The sequence below is a fragment of the Chitinophaga polysaccharea genome (assembly GCF_902150045.1).
In the GTDB taxonomy this organism is placed as follows: Bacteria; Bacteroidota; Bacteroidia; order Chitinophagales; family Chitinophagaceae; genus Chitinophaga; species Chitinophaga polysaccharea_A.
Window position 1 is genome coordinate 401,406 of sequence record NZ_CABFVU010000005.1, and the last position, 18,756, is coordinate 420,161.

Genomic DNA, 18,756 nt, shown 5'->3' on the forward strand with positions numbered 1-18,756 from the left:
TTGTATGGTTATGCAACGCATGCCTTTAAAATACCTGGTACTGATCTTTGGTGTACTCTTCGCCTCCTGCGAAAAGGGACTGGAAGATATCAATGTAAACCCGAATGAATCGGAAGTCATCAATCCTGAATTCCTGTTATCATCGGTGCTGATCAATACCGCTTACGACTACCAGAAAGAAGCTTACTTTGATAAGCCCGCTTCCGCCGGCCGTTATATTACGATGGTCCGCAATGAGGGAAATGATAAGTTCGACTGGGGCCCTCAAAGCTGGGATAGCTACTATGCAAAGCTGTCGGCCAACCGGGAAATGATGGACCTGGCTAAGAAGCTGAATGTGCCGCAATATGTGTCTGTAGGCAAAGTACTGGAAGCCTTTAACTTTGCGTATATCACCGATCTGTTTGGTGATATCCCTTACAGTGAAGCGCTGCTGCTGAAAAGCCAGACGCTCGCGCATCCTAAATATGATCAGCAGCAAACCGTTTACCCTGCTTTATTGCAAACACTGAAAGAAGCGAATACTGAGCTGGCCGGCAATATGGATAAAGTGGATACCAAAGCAGATGTGATGTATAAAGGAGAACCGCTGAACTGGCGGAAGTTTGCCAACTCGCTCCGTTTGCGGATGTTGTTGCGCATCTCCAGGAACTATCCCACTGCATTTACAGAAATGCAGGAGATCCTGAACGATAAAAACAAGTATCCCATTTTTGAAAGCAATGCAGATAATGCGGAGATCGTGTACCAGGGCGCTGTAGGCGCTAACAGCTGGCCAGGCAGCCCGCAGGCAAGCTTACCTGATGAATTTGACAAGCGGAAACCCAGCAAGGAAATTGTAGATGCACTACTGCAACGCAAAGATCCCCGCTTGAAAGTATGGATAGCGCGGGTGGATTCGCTGACAGGATGGAAAACAGATCCTAACCCGTATGTAGGCGTTCCCAACGCTATTCCTGCACCTTATGATTATAACGGTGGCAAGTACAATATTTCACGTTTGTCTTCTTTGTTCAGCAGCAGTAAGGCAGATATGTTAAAGGCCAGCATGCTCACCTATGCAGAAGTTTGCTTTATCCTGGCAGAATGCGTACAGGCAGGTAAAGTAACTGTACCGGGTAAAACCGCGGAAAGCCTGTACTACGATGGTATCCACGCCAATATGAAGTTTTACGGGGTAGACCAGGCCGCTATTGATTCCGGTTACTTCAGCCAGCCAGCTGTAAAGTACAATGGTACGCTGGAACAACTCATCGGTCAGAAATGGATCGCAGGTTTCCTGAAAGGGGCCGAAGCCTGGTTTGATAACCGCCGCACTGGGTTGCCCAAATTTGTGCTAGGCCCCCTGTCGTCTACTACGGTATTGCCTAAACGCTATATTTATCCTACCGGGGAACGCGATACCAATGAAGATCAATACCAGAAAGCACTCACTGTATTCGGACCAGATAAACAAACCACGCTCATGTGGTACCTGAAGTAATAGCTATGAAGAAAATACTGATAGGCGGGTGGCTGCTGGCCACCTGCTTTTTCCAACTGGAGGTAAATGCCCAGCGTTTGCAGCCCGACAGGATTGTAATGAACGTTACCGAAAACCCTTCCCGCTCTGCAGCAATCACATGGAGAACAGGTAAGGAGGTAACTGCCAGTTATGCAGAGCTGGCCCCCGCTAAGGCCGACCCGCGTTTCACGCAAACGGCTGTACGATATACTGCCATCACTACGCCGCCTTTCGCGGACTCATTGCCGGTGAGGTACCACCATTTTGTTTTTGATAACCTGCAACCCAATACCAGCTATGTTTACAGGGTAGGGCAGGGCGACCACTGGAGTGAATGGTTTTCTTTCCGCACTGCAGGATTGCCCGGCGAACCCTTTTCATTTATCTACCTTGGCGATGCACAGGCAAATATCTTCTCCATGTGGTCGAGGCTGATCCGGAAAGCCTGGTCGGTAGCCCCGGATGCACGCCTCATCATTCATGCGGGCGACCTGGTGAACAGGGGCAATAATAACAATGAATGGGAGCAGTGGTTTGAAGCAGGTGGTTTTATTCATAGCACGGTTCCTGGTATGATGACCACCGGTAACCACGAATACTATGAGAATGCCGCCGGCCAGGATGTGCCTTCCGCCTTCTGGCGCCCCCAGTTTACCCTGCCGGAGAATGGCCCGGCCGGACTGGAAGAAACCTGCTACTATACCGATGTACAGGGCATGCGTTTTATTTCCCTCAATTCACAGGAAGTGGAAATATCTGATACGCTGCTGGCCCGGCAGAAAGTATGGCTGGAAGCGTTGCTGAAAAACAATCCCAACCGGTGGACGGCCATCACTTTTCATCACCCGGTATTGTCAACAAAAAAGAGCCGCAACAACGAACGGCTCCGGGAAAACTTCAAACCCTTGTTCGACCGGTACAAGGTAGACCTGGTGCTGCAAGGCCATGATCATACCTATGCCCGCGGACGCGACGGCAATAAAGGACCGGTATACGTGGTATCTGTAAGCGGCCCGAAAATGTCGGCCATAGATCCTCAGCCCTGGATGACCCGCACCGGTTCCTATACCCAATTGTTCCAGGTAGTAGAGGTGAAACCTAAACTAGTATCCTACCGCGCCTATACGGCAACAGGTGAGCTGTACGATGCTTTTGATCTCGAAAAACAAACCAACGGAGATAATCTCCTTAAAAATAAAATGAAATAAACATCCTGCTATTCCTCTTTTTTTATTCAACAGTTTATGAAATAATGAAAGGAATCCTTACCATATTGTTTTTTATTCCATTACTTTGCACCGGGGCCGTGCTGCAAAAGCTCACTATTGTATCGAAAGACAATCAGGTAGCAGCACAGGTATTACAGGAAGAAGTAAAACGCCGTACCGGTCTCGTATGGCCCATTACAGCCCGGGCGCCTGAAAACGGCAGGGCGATCATCTTTCAAACAATATCCTGCGCACCGGAGTCATATCATATCCACACTACAGGCCGCACTATTGTTGTGGAGGCCAGCGGCCCCCGCGGATTGCTATATGGCGCAGGCTACCTGCTGCGTATGATGGAGTACCAACAAAATGCAGTTACACTGCCGGATGATCTGAAAGCAGACGCTATACCGGAAAAGGCTATACGGGGGCACCAAATCGGGTACCGTAACCTGGCCAACTCCTACGATGGATGGACGCCGGAACAATATGAACAGTATATCCGCGACCTGGCAATATTCGGGGCCAATAGCATTGAAGCCATCCCGTTTATGCCCGCGTCACCGCATTTTACGGTGTCTTCCAACGAGATGACACGCCGTATCAGCGGCTACTGCAAAAAATATGAACTGGACTTTTCTGTATGGACACCGGCTACCTTCGATTTGAAAGATACCATGAAGCGGCATCATTTCCTGATGCAGTTCGACACACTTTTCCACGATGCAGCGCGGCTCAATGCTGTGTTCTTTCCCGGTGGAGATCCCGGGAATAATCCCCCGCAGCTGGTGCTGCCGTTGCTGGAAGAACTGGCTGTTCCTCTGAAAAGATATCACCCTGCAGCAGCCATCTGGCTATCTCTGCAAGGCTACGATTCCACAGAATGCGCATTCGTATATTCATATATCAGTGAACATAAACCGGCATGGCTGGGAGGCATTGTAGTAGGGCCTTCCAGTCCTTCGCTGGAAGATACCCGGGCCGCATTGGCGCCACCCTACAAGATCCGTCACTACCCTGATATCACCCATACGGTGCGTTGCGACTATCCCGTGGTATGGTGGGACCCTGCATTTGCGTTTACCCTTGGCCGTGAGCCGGTAAACCCGCAGCCCCTGTATTATGCCAACATCTGCCGCTTCATTGCGCCTTATATGGATGGCTTTATCAGTTACTCCGATGGTGCGCACGACGATGTAAATAAAATGCTCTGGAGTATGCTGGGCTGGAACAGCCAGGCAGATGTAAGGGATATGATGCTCCAGTATGCCAGGTACTTTTTTCCTTCCGTGCCGGCGGAGCTGGCCGCCGATGGGATCCTTGCCCTGGAAAAGAACTGGGAGGGCGCTATCGCTGATAATGGCGGTATAACGGCAACGCTTACACTATGGCAGCAACTGGAACGCACACATACAGCCTTGTCTGGCAACTGGCGCTGGCAGATGTGCCTGTTAAGGGCTTACTATGATGCGTATACCCGTGCCCGTGCCATCAAAGAAGCGGCGCTGGAAACGGAAGTGAATAGTACGTTGCTGGTGCATGATGGCAATGAAATAAACCGCGCAGAAAAAATATTGCAGCAGGCAGATAAGAAAGTAATGCCTCAATGGAGAGATCGTATCATAGCGCTGTGCGACAACCTGTATAAATCTGTATCCCTGCAAACCAGCGTAACCAGGTATAAGGCCACAGGGCCGGAAAGGGGCGCTGTACTGGATTTCCTGGACCGGCCTTTAAACAACCGCTGGTGGCTGGAAGATAAGTTCCGTTACATCAGGACATTACCGCCGGCGGAGCAGCGTAAGGCATTGGATACTTTAGGCAGATGGGAAAATCCCAGGCCCGGCAGTTACTACGATGATATCGGCAATGTATCAAAATCACCACATGTGGTAAGGAGTGAAGACCTGCACACGGACCCGCTCATGCGCCGCAGCGATACGCCGGGCTTCGACTGGTGGGAGAGTGGTTACAGCCGCAAAAGATTATCCTGGATGGTGAGCCTGCGATGGCCCTCCGCTATGCGTTATGACCACCTGGATACTGCCGCGCATTACCTGGTAAGAATAACGGGTTATGGAGAAAGCCTGTTGCGGGCCAATGGCGTATTGCTTAAACCATCTCTCTATAATAAAGGAACAGGAGAGATAAAAGAATTCCCCGTACCGGCGGAAATTACAAAGAACGGCACATTGCTGCTCACATGGGATAATATTGATGAAGAACATCTTAACTGGCGTCAGCATTCACGGGTCACAGAAGTGTGGCTTATCAAATTATAAAAGATGGGAATGAAGAAAATAATTTACCTGGCAGCAGCCATCGTATTGTCGTGCCCCGCCTGGGCTACACCTGATCTGCCTTTTACGCAGGCAGTTTCCGTAAAATATCATATCCCGCAGGGATTGGAGCTGGTCAAAGTGATCACAGACTACAACGATAATGTGCATGTGCTCACAAAGCAGGGCTTTTATCGCCTCAGCGGAAACGACCTGGTGCGCGATCAGCGCTTCCGCCCACTGGCACAGAAAATTCCCCTGGATGTAACTACACAGGAAGGAAGTGGCCACCTGTATTATCTCTATGCAGATAAATGTCTTACCAACGGCTATGCAGGAATTCCCTATATTAATCTTCCGCAGGGAAAATTTAACAGGGTGGTTGTAGATGCAGCCGGCCGTATGCTCTTGGCCGGCAATAATGCGCTGGCTGTAGCCAACAAGGGGAAATTACAGGACCTGCCGCCAATCCCCGAAGGCGTGCAACGGATGGAAGCCAACGGCGGCACATTTTTTATTTTAAGCAATAAAGCTGTTTATACTTTCAAAGATGATCATTTTGTACAGGTACATGCCGTTCAACAGGCCACTGCCATGGCTTTCAGGGGAGATGATATCCTGCTGGGAACAGGCAGCGGGTATTATGCCGTGAACCGTAACACCGGCGACACCAGCATAGGGCTGCAAACACGTGTGCCCGTTCCCGTTATTAATGAGCTGATGGTGGCCAACGGCCGCATCTGGGCAGGCACCCCCGAAGGCGCCTTTATGCGTACGGATTCCGGCACTTACCGTTACTTTGCCTCAAAACGCTGGCTGGACCAGGATATGGTAAAAAGTATGGCCGCCAATAGCCACGGCGATATGTATGTACTAACGCCCACCGGTCTTAATAAAATTGCTTTTATACAACAAACACTGGCACAGAAAGCATCGTTCTTTGAGCGTAAGATCCGGGAACGCCATATCCGCTATGGGTTCATTGCTAATCTGCACCTGAATACGCCCGGCGATGTTGGCTCCGCTGAAATGGCGGATACCGATAACGACGGATTGTGGAGCAGCTTCTATCTCAGCAGCCAGGCTTTCAGGTATGCAGTTACACATGACCCCACTGCTAAAAGATATGCCTGGGAAGCGTTTGAGGCATTTGAAAGGATACTCTCCATAAACCAGCTCACCGGTTTTCCTTCCCGCACTTTTGAAAGGAAAGGGTATAAAAATTCTGATCCTGAAAGATGGCGCGATTCCCCCGATCCTGAATGGGAATGGAAAGGCCATACCAGCAGCGATGAGTATGTGGCATATATCTGGATCACCGCAGTGCTGAACGAAATGGTAGCAGAAACACCGGAAGAAAAGAAACGGGTCACTGATTTTATTGATAAGATCATGACGCATATTGTGGATCATAAATACACGATGGTAGACATCGACAATAAACCCACCTTATGGGCGCGCTGGAACCCCGAATATATCAACTGGTACCCGACCACTATCGGCGACAGGCGGCTGGGAAGCACTACTATCATTGCGGGCTTGCAGCTGGCATATAAATTAACCGGTAAAGAAAGATATAAAACAGAAGCCTATAAGCTGCTGAATAAATACGGTTATCTGAAAAATATACAGATCGATTACCGCACCATCAAACAAACGCCTGGATACCTGCATGAAGGCGTTAACATGGGAATGGGCGGCTGGAATCATTCCGATGATGAAATGGCTTTTCTTACTTACTGGGTATTGTATAAATATGCATTCACTGATGAACTGAAAGCACAATATAAAGGCGCTATCCTTAATCATTGGGAAATAGAACGGCCGGAGAAGAATGCAGTGTGGAACCTGATCACACTGGCCATTGCAGGCAACTATGATGCTGCTGCCACTACCTGGTGGCTGCAAACCTTCCCGATGGACCTGATCACCTGGAAGATCACTAATTCCAGGCGTAAAGATATTACGCTGCTTCCGCCTAATTTCCGGAACCAGTATACCGCGGAACTGCTGCCGCTGGATGAGCAGCCGGTACACCGTCATAATGCCAACGCTTTTAATCTTGATGGTGGCCACAATGGAGAATCCGAACTGGCAGGAGATGAATATTTACTGCCTTACTGGATGGCCCGTTATTTAAAAGTACTCGATTGAAAATGAATAGCATGAAACGTATACAACAACTTTGCACAACAGGCATATTGCTGCTGTTTACGCTTACAGCGGTGGCGCAGCAGGTAAGCAAACCCAGGATCGTAGTGGGCATGATGGTAGACCAGATGCGCTGGGATTACCTGTACCGCTACGCCGCCAGGTATGGTGACGGTGGCTTTAAACGCCTGTTGCGTGAAGGCTTTGCCTGTGAGCAAACGTATATCAACTATGCACCCACCGTTACCGCCTGCGGACATACATCCGTATACACCGGCAGCAGCCCCGCAGTGCATGGTATTGTGGACAACGACTGGTACAGCAGGGAACTGCAGCGTTCAGTGTACTGTACGGAAGACAGCACCGTTACCACCGCCAACGCTGCTTTCTGGTATGATGGAAAATCGGGTAATTTTATTTCCAGCAGCTATTACATGAAAGCATTACCCGAGTGGGCACAACGATTTAATGCGCAACAGCTGCCGGTGAAATACCTGGCGAAAGGATGGGAAACGCTGTATCCCATTACCAGCTACATTCAAAGTGATACCGACAATAAAGATTATGAGAAATCATTCGGGCATGAAAATGCGCCGGTGTTCCCGCATGCTTTCACAGGCAGGGAAAAGAATTCCATACGCAGCACGCCATACGGCAACACCCTTACTTTCGCTTTTGCCAAAGCGGCCATAGAAGGATATGGCCTCGGCGCCGGTACAGAAACGGATTTCCTCGCCGTAAGCTTTTCCTCCCCTGATGCCGTGGGGCACCAGTTTGGCCCTAACTCCATCGAGGAAGAAGATCTGTACCTGCGTTTGGATAAAGACCTGGAAGAATTTTTTATTTATCTCGATAAAAGATTTGGTAAAGGCAACTATCTCTATTTCATCACCGCCGATCATGGCGTATCACAATCCCCCGGCTTCCTGGAAGAGCACAGGCTGCCCACCGGTTTACTGGATGCAGATATCGTATTAAAAGACATCAACGCCGCTATTGCAGAACAATTCGGCATTGAACAAGGCGTAGTGGCTTTATCGGCTTACCAGCTGTATCTTAACAGGCCTGCTTTTGCCGCCAGGAAAATTCCGTTGCAACCGGTCATAGAACTGGTGATAGAAAAGCTAAAATCCGCTCCCGGTGTAGCCGATGCCGTTAGTCTGCATGATCTGGGCGCCGCTGCCTTACATGAACCTCTGCGCACCGTGCTGGTGAATGGGTACAACAAGCAACGCGGCGGAGACGTGATCCTCCTGATGCAGGCCGGCTGGAAGGATGGCGGCCGCAGCGGCGCCACGCATGGTTTATGGTATCCCTATGATGCGCATATCCCGCTGGTATGGATGGGGTGGGGGATTAAACCAGGCAAAACTTACCGGACCATTGGTATGACGGATATTGCGCCTACCGTAGCGGCATTGCTGAATATCCAGGTGCCGGGTGGGAATATTGGTCATGTGGTGTGGGAGTTGTTTAAAGCCGCTCCGTAAGATGTACAGTTACAACATCTCCCGCTTCTTTCCCAAGTAATTTTCTTAGCTCCACTTTTACCGGCAGCTTATGCGTGCCGTCTCCCAAAGCCATAAAAGAGCTTTGAAAAGCGTGATGATCGATAGTGCCCTTTACTTTTACCAGCCCACGGGTACCAAAAAAAGCGACCGAATCCGGCCATATTACATATGTCCACCCGCCGGCATTGGCACTCTTCTGCAGCGTTGCGCTAAACCGCTTGTTTAGCTTGCCTTTCGCGGGTGCTTCTTTTACTGTTGCCATATGATAAGGATTTTGTAAGATAAAGGTAGCATGATGGAAGTTAGGAGAAGATGGGTTGAAACGACATTCTTGGGGGCGATTTGCGACAAATGCCCTGATGAGAAATTTTTGCCTGATCTGCAAGAGGTCACCCCTTCATAACCCCGCTCAATGCCTTCCTGCTATCCGCTTTACCTGCCGTCATAGCCGTTAAGCTATCCAGGAAGTTAACCGTTAATTTATCGCCATTAAACACACACTGGATCCTGTCCCCATGCAGCGTTTCCACAAAGCGCAGGTTCAGCTGCAAAGTATTCTCATTGATCCAGGTTGCGGTGCCGGCTACTTTAGTTGGCTGTTTGTTTAAACCCGCTTCGGGAAATTTATAGCGTTGCCTTTCTTTATTCAATACCCATTTTTCCCAGCCCAGGCGGATGCTGGTAACGCCGTCTGCTGTTTGCGTGGTCCAGGTGCATCCTGAAGGAGAGAAGTCGAATTGCATGGTGCTGGCATTGAAATCATTGTTGTCAAGCGTCCAGTTTTTACCCTGGTAACGGGCGGCCATATCCTTATTGCTGCTGCCTTTTACTACGGGAAGGGATAAACTGCTTAAACGTGTTTTTAATGCCGCCTGTTGCACCGGGTCTGCCGGCAGCGTGCCATCATGAAGTGCGGGTAACAGGTGTTCCCAGATAATGTCAAGGGATTTCTGCATGTCGGCGGTTTGACTGGTCACTGCCAGCACCGCATCTTTGCCGGGCATTACAATGCAATACTGCCCAAAGGCGCCATCGCCGCGGTAGGCGTCGTGCCTGCATTGCCAGAACTGGTATCCATATCCCTGGGCCCAGTCGCCGTTACCTTCCTGTGAAGAGGTCTGGTAACCGGTGGCATCTTTTACCCAGCTTTCTGTAAGCAATGTTTTCCCGTTCCATTTTCCTTTCTGGAGATAGAGCTGCCCCAGTTTTGCAATGTCTGTTGTTTTTACACGAAGACCAAAACCAGCCATATTCAACCCCTGCGGAGAAGTTTCCCAATCGTACCCCGTAATATCCAGCGGATCAAACAGCCGCGGCGCCAGGTATTGCTCCAGCGTTTGCCCGGTTACAGCATGCAGGATAGCGCCCAGCATATAGGTAGCCCCGGTGTTATACAGGAAGTGGGTACCAGGTGCAAATTCCACCGGCTGTTCCAGGAATGTTTGCACCCATGTTTTGGTGGCTTTGAGCATCGGCGGCAGGGTATCGGCCCCGTTACCCGTATTCATGGTAAGCAGGTGCTTCACCGTCATTTTTTGGAGGTTGGGAGATGGATTGGCAGGGAGGTCATTGGGAAAGAACGAAATAACAGGGCTTTGGATGTCCAGTCTGCCTTCTTTTACCAGCATGCCAATAGCTGTGCTGGTAAAGCTTTTCGACAAAGAGTACAGCGAGTGTGTAAACTCCGCAGCATAGGGATTCCACCAGCCTTCTGCTACAATATGCCCGTTCCGCAGCAATACAAAGCTATGCCAGCTGATGCCGGAAGCGTTGGCAGCTTCAATAAAGGAAAGAATGCCCCGGGAAGATACGCCCTGCGATTCGGGGAGGGCATGGGGAAAGGACACTCCGGAAGAGCCCCATAACTGTTTTACAGGTCCCAGCACCGGCAGAAAGCCTATCCCGGCAAGACCCATCCCCGCGGTTTTAATAAAATGTCGTCTTGATTGCATTGCGTTCATGGAATTAATGTGAAACGTGGAATTGTGTAAATAAATATGATTTGAATCAGGCCAGCGGAGCGGCATCTTCCGCACTTTTGCGCCTGTTGATTATCACCATCGCAATGCCAAACAACAGTACTTCACCCACCAGCACCAGGAGGTAGTACAACGAATGCACCTCGTATTTACCCGATACCCAGAAAAACAACAGGGCGGAAAATGAGCATACAATGCCCGTGAGCAGAAGTATCCATTTGGAAAATACCATCTGCTGGTAAGCCCGGTGCACTTCTTTGGTGGAGGGTGTTACATCCGGTTTTATTTTGCCTAGCAGGTAACTGTTTTCCATGGCATCAAACAGCCAGGCGATGAGCTGAAGCCATGCAAGGCATTCGAAAAATATTTCGCCGGCAGGCGTCATTTTATTCGCCACCTGTATACACAACAGGAAGATACTGCCATACAGCGCCGGCATAAAAAGGAAATCCACCCACAGCTGTCCCCGAAGGGCGGAGAGTGTGCGCAGTTGCTGCGGAGCCGGCAACGCATAGATCCCTTTGATCAGCTCAGGTATCTCTTTGCAGGAAGCAGGGAACTGTAGGTCGATGATACTGAATTTACGCACCACCACATCAAACAGGTAAAACTGCTTTGCCTGCCGGAGCATAATAAAAGCGGTGACCAGCAGCAACGCTACGGAAAAACATAACCAACACCAGGCATTTGAAATAATGAGTCCCATAATTACTTTTTGAGTTGGATTTGCAGATCAGTACGGTCATTTTTATACGTCTCCCAATTGAAGTTCCTGAGAAATTCGCAGGCGGCTTTTACACCGAGTACAAACATGTCGATCTTATCTTTATCCGACAGGAAAAAGTTCAGCCAGTTGTACTGGTCAGACGACAGGTCCACTTTTCCTACACCCCGCTGGTATACTTCATTCTTGAGCAGGAAATCTTTATCATAATAGTTCCGGATGGTGTTGAACATGCGCCCGAAATACCCTGTGAGCGACCAGCTGAAGGCATTTTCCTGTTTGTCTGCCGGCTTGCTGTCGTCCAGGTCAATACCAAATGATGGCAACCTGGGCACCTGAACATTACTGTTATAAAAAATACTGATCGGGAAATTAGAGAGGATACCCCCATCTACGAAACGCGCGGTGGAAGGCGGTTGTGAAATACCAAAAAACTGCTTCCAGGCGGCTTTGATCCGGCTGTCTTCAGTGGGGATGTCATTGATCATATAAGATTCAAAAAAGATAGGGATAGACATGGACGCGCGTATAAACCCTGCGGGAGATAAGCTGTCGATGTCTGTACGGAAAAGTGAGCACATGGCAGGGAACTGGATCTTGTTCTGGGTCACCAGTTCGGAAGCAATAAAGGTGACATCTCCTTTCAGGTCGCCTAACCCGCTTTCATTAGGCACACGCAGCTGCAGCGGCGGGCACACGGCGGCTTTCCTGTTCAGCTCGCTCACGGTGGTTACCTGGTTCTCCTGCAGCAGTTTTTTGATCCAGTCATAAAAAACATCTCCGGGGTTGATGCCATATCCTGAATTCTTCAGCCGTTTAAAAAGATCGATCACATAGGAAACACCCACACCAATCACCAGCGATAAAAATCCGCTGAGAATAAAACAGATGCCTGTCCAAACGTACAAAGCCGGGAACTGTTTGCTGAGGCCCACCAGCACTACATCGCCAGCTATCAGCAATGCAAATGCCGCCAGCACCAGCAACAGCTTGTTTTTGGCTTTATCGATATAATCTTTTTTAGTGATGAAATTTTTAATCAGCGTGCGTGCAGCAGGATGACCATCTACCAGCGAAAAAAAATCAAGATCGCAGATGGCCTGCAATACTTCCGCCGATTTTTTATCGGACTTATTTTTAATCACCGTGATAAGCGCCGTGTTAATGGCGCCCGCGCTGGTCCCGGCCAGCCGCAGGAACCGGATGCCCATTTCTTCCAGGATATACGTATATCCCACCAGGGCAATACCAAATACACCCCCGCCTTTCTGAACCAGGTTCACATACTGGTGCCCTTCCGCATCCAGCACGTCGGATACGATCAGCGGTTTACCGCCACTGGCAGGATCAAAAGTTTTCTTTAAACCGGCAAGCTCGCCCACCACTTCGTGGTTATTGATAAAATCAGATACGGTTAATTTAACAGGCGTTTTCGAAGGCATAATGTGATATATAAGGGGGTAGCTCTAAATTAATCTTTTTTTTGATTCTTTTATATGGCAGCTATGGTTGCAGAATCGTTACTGATCGATTATATTTATCTGTTATTATTTTCCACGTTATTCAATTTACCTTTATGCACCGGTTGTTCCTGTTATTCGTTATTTGTTGTTGCGCATTCACTGCCCCGCTCCGGGCGCAGGAGATGGCGGAGAAAGCCAACCGGTTCATTCGCCTGCTGAACAAAACGCAACAGGCGCAAACACTGTTTCCTTTCGATACCGGTGAACGTTACCATTTTGCCTACGTGCCCCGCGACGATCGTAAAGGTATCTCTGTAAACGAACTGGATCCTGCCCAGCGCAAAGCGCTTATGAGTTTATTAAACACAGCTTTGAGTGAAGCAACGGTAAAAAAGGTAAATGACATTATGCAGCTGGACCTGGTGCTGAAGGAACTGGAACACAGAGCCGATGATGATCATTACCGCGATCCCGGCAAATACTTCCTCACCATCTTCGGGGTCCCGGGTGCAAACACTATCTGGGGCTGGCGGTTTGAAGGGCATCATGTGGCTTTTAATTTTTCAGCGGATAAAAAGGAACTGGTAGCAGGCACGCCTGCTTTCCTTGGCGCTAACCCGGCCATTGTACTGGAAGGGCCTCAAAAAGGAAAGGAAGTGCTGAGAGAGGAAACCACGCTCGCTTTTGCGCTGCTGCACGCCTTATCAGCGGAGGAGCTACAGAAAGCGCTGGTAACTACCAAAGCCCCTGCGGAAATTATTACGGGCAATAAAAGAAATGCCATGATTGAGCACCCGGAAGGCATTCGTTATAAGGAACTGAGCCCTGCACATCAACAATTACTGCTGGGGCTTATCAGCGTATACGTGCATCGCTTCACCAAATTATTTGCCGATAAAATGCTGAAAGAAATCCAGGAAGACGGCCTGGATAATTTATGGTTCACCTGGGCCGGCAGCACTGTGCACGCATTGGGTAATCCCTGCTACTACCGCATTCAGGGGCCAGGCCTCATTATTGAATACGATAACACTCAAAATAACGCCAACCATATTCACACCATCGTGCGCGACCTGAAGAACGATTTCGGCGGCGATATGCTGCTGCAGCACTACAAGGCCGCGCATGCGGAGTAACGCGGAGTTTGTCTGACTCAGGATTTTGATGATTTCGCTGACTACACTGATTTTATTCTTTTGTTTTATTATAAATGGGAAAGGGAGATATAGGCGAATATCCGCTTCTATCTCCCTTAATTTCTCAAACGCTAAAAAAGACATCAATGAAATCATCATAATCAGCGTAATCATTGTGCCAAGACAAAATCCGCGGTTTTACCTGCCCTGTACGCTCTCCAACTCCGCCGCCAGGGTTTTCACTTTGTCGGGGTATTGTGCCGCCACGTTGTGCTGTTCGCCGGCGTCTGCGGAGAGGTGGTAAAGTTGTGGCCCGGTATCGTTGCCCAGTTCTATGTTCACTTCGCGGGCAACTTTAGCTCCTTTGGAAGGGGAAATATATTTCCAGTCGCCCGAAATGATAGCGAGCGTGCCTGCATGCGTTACCAGGTAGGGCCGGTTCTGCCGGGATCTGCCCAGCAGCTGTTGCAGCATATCGAAGCTGTCGGGCGCTTCATCCGGCTGAATGGTTTGCCCGGTTAATTTAGCAAAAGAAGCAAAGAGATCCACCTGGCTGATGAGCGTATTGGAGGTTTGTTTGCCTTTTATGCCGCCCGGCCATTTGACAATGAAAGGCACCTTGGCGCCGGCTTCAAAGGCGCTGTATTTGCCTCCTCTCAAAGGCCCTGCAGGATGGTGGTTGCCCACCAGTTCCACGGCCTGGTCAAGATATCCGTCGTTTAGTACGGGACCGTTGTCGCTGGAGAAAATGATCATGGTGTTTTTGGTAAGCCCCAGGCTGTCCAGTGCTTTCACGATCTGTCCTACGGTCCAGTCGAGTTGAAGTATAGCGTCGCCTCTCAGGCCCATACCGCTTTTACCCCTGAACATACTGTTGGGGTAACGGGGCACATGGATGTCGCCGCTGGCGAAGTAAAGGAAGAAGGGCTGTTGTTTATTGCTGCTGATGAATTGAATGGCTTTGCCGGTGATAATGCCTGCGATGTTCTCATCTTTCCAGCGGGCGCGGTTGCCGCCGCTCATCCATCCGATCCGGCTGATGCTGTCTACAATGGTTTGGTTATGTCCCTGGCCGGGAGCGGGATGCATACGCAGCTTTTCCGGGTTCTCCAGGCCGGTAGGGTCATTGCCGGTCTTATGTTTATAATTGACTTCAATAAGATCATTGGGATCGGCATTTATCACGTGATGATCTTCTACAAATACGCAGGGTACGCGATCCAGCGTGGCGGGCATAATAAAGGAATAGGTAAATCCTGCTTCCAGCGGACCGGGGCTGATAGCCTTGTTCCAGTCGATCCCCGCATTGGTGCCCAGGCCCAGGTGCCACTTACCGATAACGGCTGTCTGGTAGCCCGCATCTTTTAACATGCCCGGAAGGGTGCGGTGATCGGTAGGAAGGATCAGTGAAGCATCGCCCGGAGCGATGCCGGTGTTCTTCTGCCGCCAGGGATATTTACCTGTTAAGATCCCGAAACGGGAAGGGGTACACGTAGCCGAGGTGGCATAGGCATTGGTAAACCTGACGCCTTGCTGCGCCAGTTGATCGATGTGCTGAGTACGGATCTTTTTCATACCATAACAGCTCACATCACCATAACCAAGATCATCTGCATAAATAATAACGATATTTGGTTTTTGCTGCGCAGATACTGATAGCGAAAGTAAGCCGCATAAAAAACCTGTACTGATCTTTTGAATAAGTGTAATTTTTTTCATCAGGATGATTGTTCACTTTTAATCCCTTATTGTGGAAGGAAGGACCGTAAAGATGCAGATAAATATAGTTTTTTCCTGTTGAAAGTTGTGTATAAAATCCTTATCCGTTATGCAGGTGCTTCACCGGGTTGGCGCCCACTGCGCGGATCACCTGTATGCCGACAGTAGCCAATGCAATAAACAGCGTAAAGCTACCGGTGGCAATAAAGATCCATGCGCTGATGCCGGTATGATAGGCAAAGCCCTGCAACCATTGATTCATGGCTATCCAGGAAAGGGGAGCGGCAATGATAAAAGCAATGGCCACCAGTTGCAGGAAATCTTTTGAGAACAGGGCCACTATGCTGGTAAGGCCGGCCCCCAGTATTTTCCGGATGCCTATTTCTTTCATGCGCTGATGGGTGGCTATATGGGCCAGTCCGAACAAGCCTGTGCTGCAAATAAGCACGGATAGTAACGCGGCCCATTGGATAACTGCTTTCCAGCGCTGGTCCTGTGCATATTCCCTTGCATTGAGGTCGTTGAGAAAACTGTAGGTGAACGCGGTTTCCGGCAGGGCTTTTTTGTAAGCTTTCGCCAGCGCGGCCAGCGAAGCGGCCTGTCGCCGCGGATCCAGTTTCAGCCACACATTACCGCCAAACCATTTGCTCGTGATCATTACCATGGGTGATATGGGCTCGCGCAGGGAGCCGGTATGAAAATCCTTTACCACACCAGTGATGGTTCTTAGCTCCTTGTCGAAGTACTCATCTGTGCGAATACGCGTGCCGATGGGGTTACGCAGTCCTGCCGCCTTTACAAACGCTTCGTTCACTATTACGCCATCCGACCAGCCTGGGCCGAAGTTTTGTCCTTCTTTCAAAGTGATGCCCATTGTAGCCAGGTAGTTGTGATCGATCACCCGGTGTATAGCGGTGATATTTTTTCCGGGGAGATGTACTGCCGAAACACCGCCACGTTCACCACCAAAAGAAAGACCGGTAATACCCGGTTCATTCATCAGTTCATTCTTCAGTACATCCTGCACCTGTTGCAGGTTGCGGTCGCCGTTGATATGTGTAACCACTACCTGTTCCGGGTGGTAGCCCAGGTCTTTGGACTGTACATAATCCATTTGCAGGTAAAACAGCGTGGTAACAATCAGGAAGAAAACGGCCAGGGAGAACTGTGCAACAATGAGCACGCGCCCCGGCAGGTTGTTACCGGTTAAGTGTGTGCGGCCGGAAAATGCCCTGATGGCGCTGAATTTCGCCAGCACATAGGCAGGGTAGGCGCCGGTGAGTATTACGATGAGCAACAGCAATGCAGCTGTTGCCAGCCCGATGAAGGGATGAAGTATAGCACCGGGAGCAATGGCTTTTTCGGTGAGCGCATTAAATACCGGTAATGCGGCGGCGGTGAACAGGAGGGCCAGCAAAAGGGCCGCGGCGCACAGCAATGCGGATTCCGCCAGGAACTGGCCGATGATCTGCATACCGCTGCTGCCGTTGATTTTGCGGACGCCTACTTCTTTAATCCGTTTTAATGAGCCGGCCAGTGTGATATTGATAAAGTTGATACCGGCCATCACCAGTATAAATACAGCGATGCCCATAAAGATCCATGCAAATGCAGGGTTGCTGCCATTTATCACGCCGCCTTCCCTGCTGCCTTCCGGTGAGTACAGCGGATGCAGGTGAATATCCGTGACCGGTTGCAAACCAAATGTAAGGGCAGTGGCATTGTTCCCTCTGGCATGGGATGCCTGTACCCGGTTCAGCTGCCGGGTTACGGTAGTTATATCTGCATCGGGCCGGGTCACCACAAATGTGCTGAGATACATGTTGTTCCAGTCGCTGTCGTTAAACGACAGCTGCAGGAACCGGAAGGGGAGCAATACATCAAACTGTATGGAAGAATGCCGGGGCGGGTCTTTCACCACTGCGCTCACTACCAGGGGCTTCCCCAGTTGCCTGGCGGAGGGGTCTGCATCCATCCGGAGCAGTTCACCCACTACATCGGTGCGGTTGAAATATTTAAGGGCGGTGCTTTCTGTAATAACCGCCGATCCTATATCACTGAGGGCGGTAGCGGAATCGCCTTTTAGCAGGGGGAAGGAGAACACCCGGAAAAAGCCGGGGTCCACAAACAGGAGCTGCTGCTTCAGTACTTTATTGCCGGCAATGATATCCCCGTAAATGTCGCCACCCATTACCCTGCTGTAAGCCATTATTTCCGGCACCTGGGCCTGGAAGGCTGGCCCATGCGGCTGCCCGGTGCTGCCGGTTTGTAACGGCATGTTACCTGGCTGGGTAACGGTGGTGGTAATACGATACAGGTGCCGGTGCTGTTCATGAAACCTGTCGAAACTGTTTTCATCTTTCCAATATAAAAATGCCAGCAGTACACAGCAGATCCCTATGGCCAGGCCGGTAATATTGATCCCGGCATACAGTTTATTTTTCCTGTGATGACGGAGCGCTATTTTAAAATAGTTAAGAAGCATACAGGAAGATACTCTATTTTACTATTGCTTAACTCCCGGAACGGGCGATGGTTTCCAGCATAAATGCCACCCGTTCCGGTACGGTTGTTTCCGGTAGCTGAACCAGCGTGTATTCCAGCCGGCTATATACTTTTATCATGCTTTTATAAGTAAGCACGGCTTCTTCAAAAGATTGTTTACGCTCTTTATCCTGTTCATAAATGGACAGCCAGGGAGGTGTAATAAACACTGTTTTATTAAACCGGTGGGAGGCCGCCGCCTGTTGCATTTTCTCCGGAACAGGCAGCCCGCAAAGCTCCAGGTACCCGATGGTATCGGCAATACCCCTGTCAAAAAATACAGGGCGGCTTTGTTCAGGCTGCACCAGGTAGTCGCGGAGCGACTGCTCAAACATCAGCCGGGCGAATGCCTCCCTGTTGGCCCATGGCAGCGCCTGTCCGCCTGCAGCTACCTGCTGCCGTATAATATCCCGTCCCGTTTCCGGGACAGTAACGTACCCCCGTTCCCGGAGCTCTTCTATAATAGCGGTTTTACCCATGCCAGGTCCGCCCGTAACAATAAAAAAATGATCTCTTGTAATTTTATTCATCTTCAAAA

The 18,756-nt window shown here is 49.9% G+C and carries 13 protein-coding genes; 6 read left to right on the plus strand and 7 right to left on the minus strand.

What is annotated here, in order from left to right:
• The first annotated feature begins 4 nt into the window (after nucleotides 1-4).
• From FN124_RS29700 to FN124_RS29720, 5 genes are read left to right on the plus strand one after another with little or no spacing between them, the layout of a single operon-like run.
• Complete coding sequence (locus FN124_RS29700; protein WP_142688428.1) at nucleotides 5-1,483, plus strand: SusD/RagB family nutrient-binding outer membrane lipoprotein; 1,479 nt, start codon at nucleotides 5-7, stop codon at nucleotides 1,481-1,483.
• 5 nt (nucleotides 1,484-1,488) lie between these two features.
• A complete protein-coding gene (locus tag FN124_RS29705; RefSeq protein WP_142688429.1) occupies nucleotides 1,489-2,712 on the plus strand; it encodes a purple acid phosphatase family protein in 1,224 nt (407 codons plus the stop codon).
• A gap of 44 nt (nucleotides 2,713-2,756) precedes the next feature.
• Nucleotides 2,757-4,994: a glycoside hydrolase family 20 zincin-like fold domain-containing protein gene (locus tag FN124_RS29710; RefSeq protein WP_142688430.1), complete on the plus strand. Its 2,238-nt coding sequence runs from the start codon at nucleotides 2,757-2,759 to the stop codon at nucleotides 4,992-4,994.
• Between the two features lie 9 nt (nucleotides 4,995-5,003).
• Complete coding sequence (locus FN124_RS29715) at nucleotides 5,004-7,145, plus strand: hypothetical protein (protein ID WP_142688431.1); 2,142 nt, start codon at nucleotides 5,004-5,006, stop codon at nucleotides 7,143-7,145.
• An 11-nt stretch (nucleotides 7,146-7,156) separates the two neighbouring features.
• Nucleotides 7,157-8,632, plus strand: coding sequence for an alkaline phosphatase family protein (locus FN124_RS29720; protein ID WP_142688432.1), 1,476 nt, complete (start codon nucleotides 7,157-7,159; stop codon nucleotides 8,630-8,632).
• On the opposite strand, the gene FN124_RS29725 is transcribed toward FN124_RS29720, so the two are convergent.
• From FN124_RS29725 to FN124_RS29740, 4 genes are all read right to left on the minus strand, one after another.
• Nucleotides 8,616-8,915 carry a DUF1905 domain-containing protein gene (locus FN124_RS29725; RefSeq protein WP_142688433.1) on the minus strand — a complete coding sequence of 100 codons (300 nt, stop codon included), beginning with the start codon at nucleotides 8,913-8,915 and terminating at the stop codon, nucleotides 8,616-8,618. The genes FN124_RS29720 and FN124_RS29725 overlap by 17 nt on opposite strands.
• 127 nt (nucleotides 8,916-9,042) lie before the next feature.
• Nucleotides 9,043-10,605, minus strand: coding sequence for a serine hydrolase domain-containing protein (locus tag FN124_RS29730; protein WP_142688434.1), 1,563 nt, complete (start codon nucleotides 10,603-10,605; stop codon nucleotides 9,043-9,045).
• Between the two features lie 55 nt (nucleotides 10,606-10,660).
• Entirely contained in the window at nucleotides 10,661-11,338 is a 678-nt protein-coding gene (locus FN124_RS29735; RefSeq protein WP_142688435.1) for a hypothetical protein, read from the minus strand.
• Between the two features lie 2 nt (nucleotides 11,339-11,340).
• Entirely contained in the window at nucleotides 11,341-12,798 is a 1,458-nt protein-coding gene (locus FN124_RS29740) for a patatin-like phospholipase family protein (protein WP_142688436.1), read from the minus strand.
• 134 nt (nucleotides 12,799-12,932) lie between these two features.
• Between FN124_RS29740 and FN124_RS29745 the strand changes: the two genes are divergently transcribed.
• The gene (locus FN124_RS29745; RefSeq protein ID WP_142688437.1) at nucleotides 12,933-13,955 is read left to right on the plus strand and encodes a DUF3500 domain-containing protein; all 1,023 of its coding nucleotides are present in this window, start codon (nucleotides 12,933-12,935) and stop codon (nucleotides 13,953-13,955) included.
• A 198-nt stretch (nucleotides 13,956-14,153) separates the two neighbouring features.
• On the opposite strand, the gene FN124_RS29750 is transcribed toward FN124_RS29745, so the two are convergent.
• The 3 genes from FN124_RS29750 to FN124_RS29760 form a co-directional block, all read right to left on the minus strand.
• Nucleotides 14,154-15,674, minus strand: coding sequence for a sulfatase family protein (locus FN124_RS29750; RefSeq protein ID WP_142688438.1), 1,521 nt, complete (start codon nucleotides 15,672-15,674; stop codon nucleotides 14,154-14,156).
• A 100-nt stretch (nucleotides 15,675-15,774) separates the two neighbouring features.
• The gene (locus FN124_RS29755; protein WP_142688439.1) at nucleotides 15,775-18,159 is read right to left on the minus strand and encodes an ABC transporter permease; all 2,385 of its coding nucleotides are present in this window, start codon (nucleotides 18,157-18,159) and stop codon (nucleotides 15,775-15,777) included.
• Nucleotides 18,160-18,187: 28 nt separating this feature from the next.
• Nucleotides 18,188-18,748, minus strand: a complete 561-nt coding sequence (locus FN124_RS29760) for an AAA family ATPase (RefSeq protein WP_142688440.1) — start codon at nucleotides 18,746-18,748, stop codon at nucleotides 18,188-18,190.
• Nucleotides 18,749-18,756: the final 8 nt, after the last annotated feature.

Bases quoted from the DNA above. Each gene is read 5' to 3' on its own strand.
- FN124_RS29730 (WP_142688434.1), bottom strand. From the start codon at position 10,605: ATGCAATCAAGACGACATTTTATTAAAACCGCGGGGATGGGTCTTGCC.
- FN124_RS29720 (WP_142688432.1), top strand. From the start codon at position 7,157: ATGAAACGTATACAACAACTTTGCACAACAGGCATATTGCTGCTGTTT.
- FN124_RS29725 (WP_142688433.1), bottom strand. From the start codon at position 8,915: ATGGCAACAGTAAAAGAAGCACCCGCGAAAGGCAAGCTAAACAAGCGG.
- FN124_RS29715 (WP_142688431.1), top strand. From the start codon at position 5,004: ATGAAGAAAATAATTTACCTGGCAGCAGCCATCGTATTGTCGTGCCCC.
- FN124_RS29735 (WP_142688435.1), bottom strand. From the start codon at position 11,338: ATGGGACTCATTATTTCAAATGCCTGGTGTTGGTTATGTTTTTCCGTA.
- FN124_RS29750 (WP_142688438.1), bottom strand. From the start codon at position 15,674: ATGAAAAAAATTACACTTATTCAAAAGATCAGTACAGGTTTTTTATGC.
- FN124_RS29700 (WP_142688428.1), top strand. From the start codon at position 5: ATGGTTATGCAACGCATGCCTTTAAAATACCTGGTACTGATCTTTGGT.
- FN124_RS29740 (WP_142688436.1), bottom strand. From the start codon at position 12,798: ATGCCTTCGAAAACGCCTGTTAAATTAACCGTATCTGATTTTATCAAT.
- FN124_RS29705 (WP_142688429.1), top strand. From the start codon at position 1,489: ATGAAGAAAATACTGATAGGCGGGTGGCTGCTGGCCACCTGCTTTTTC.
- FN124_RS29710 (WP_142688430.1), top strand. From the start codon at position 2,757: ATGAAAGGAATCCTTACCATATTGTTTTTTATTCCATTACTTTGCACC.
- FN124_RS29745 (WP_142688437.1), top strand. From the start codon at position 12,933: ATGCACCGGTTGTTCCTGTTATTCGTTATTTGTTGTTGCGCATTCACT.
- FN124_RS29760 (WP_142688440.1), bottom strand. From the start codon at position 18,748: ATGAATAAAATTACAAGAGATCATTTTTTTATTGTTACGGGCGGACCT.
- FN124_RS29755 (WP_142688439.1), bottom strand. From the start codon at position 18,159: ATGCTTCTTAACTATTTTAAAATAGCGCTCCGTCATCACAGGAAAAAT.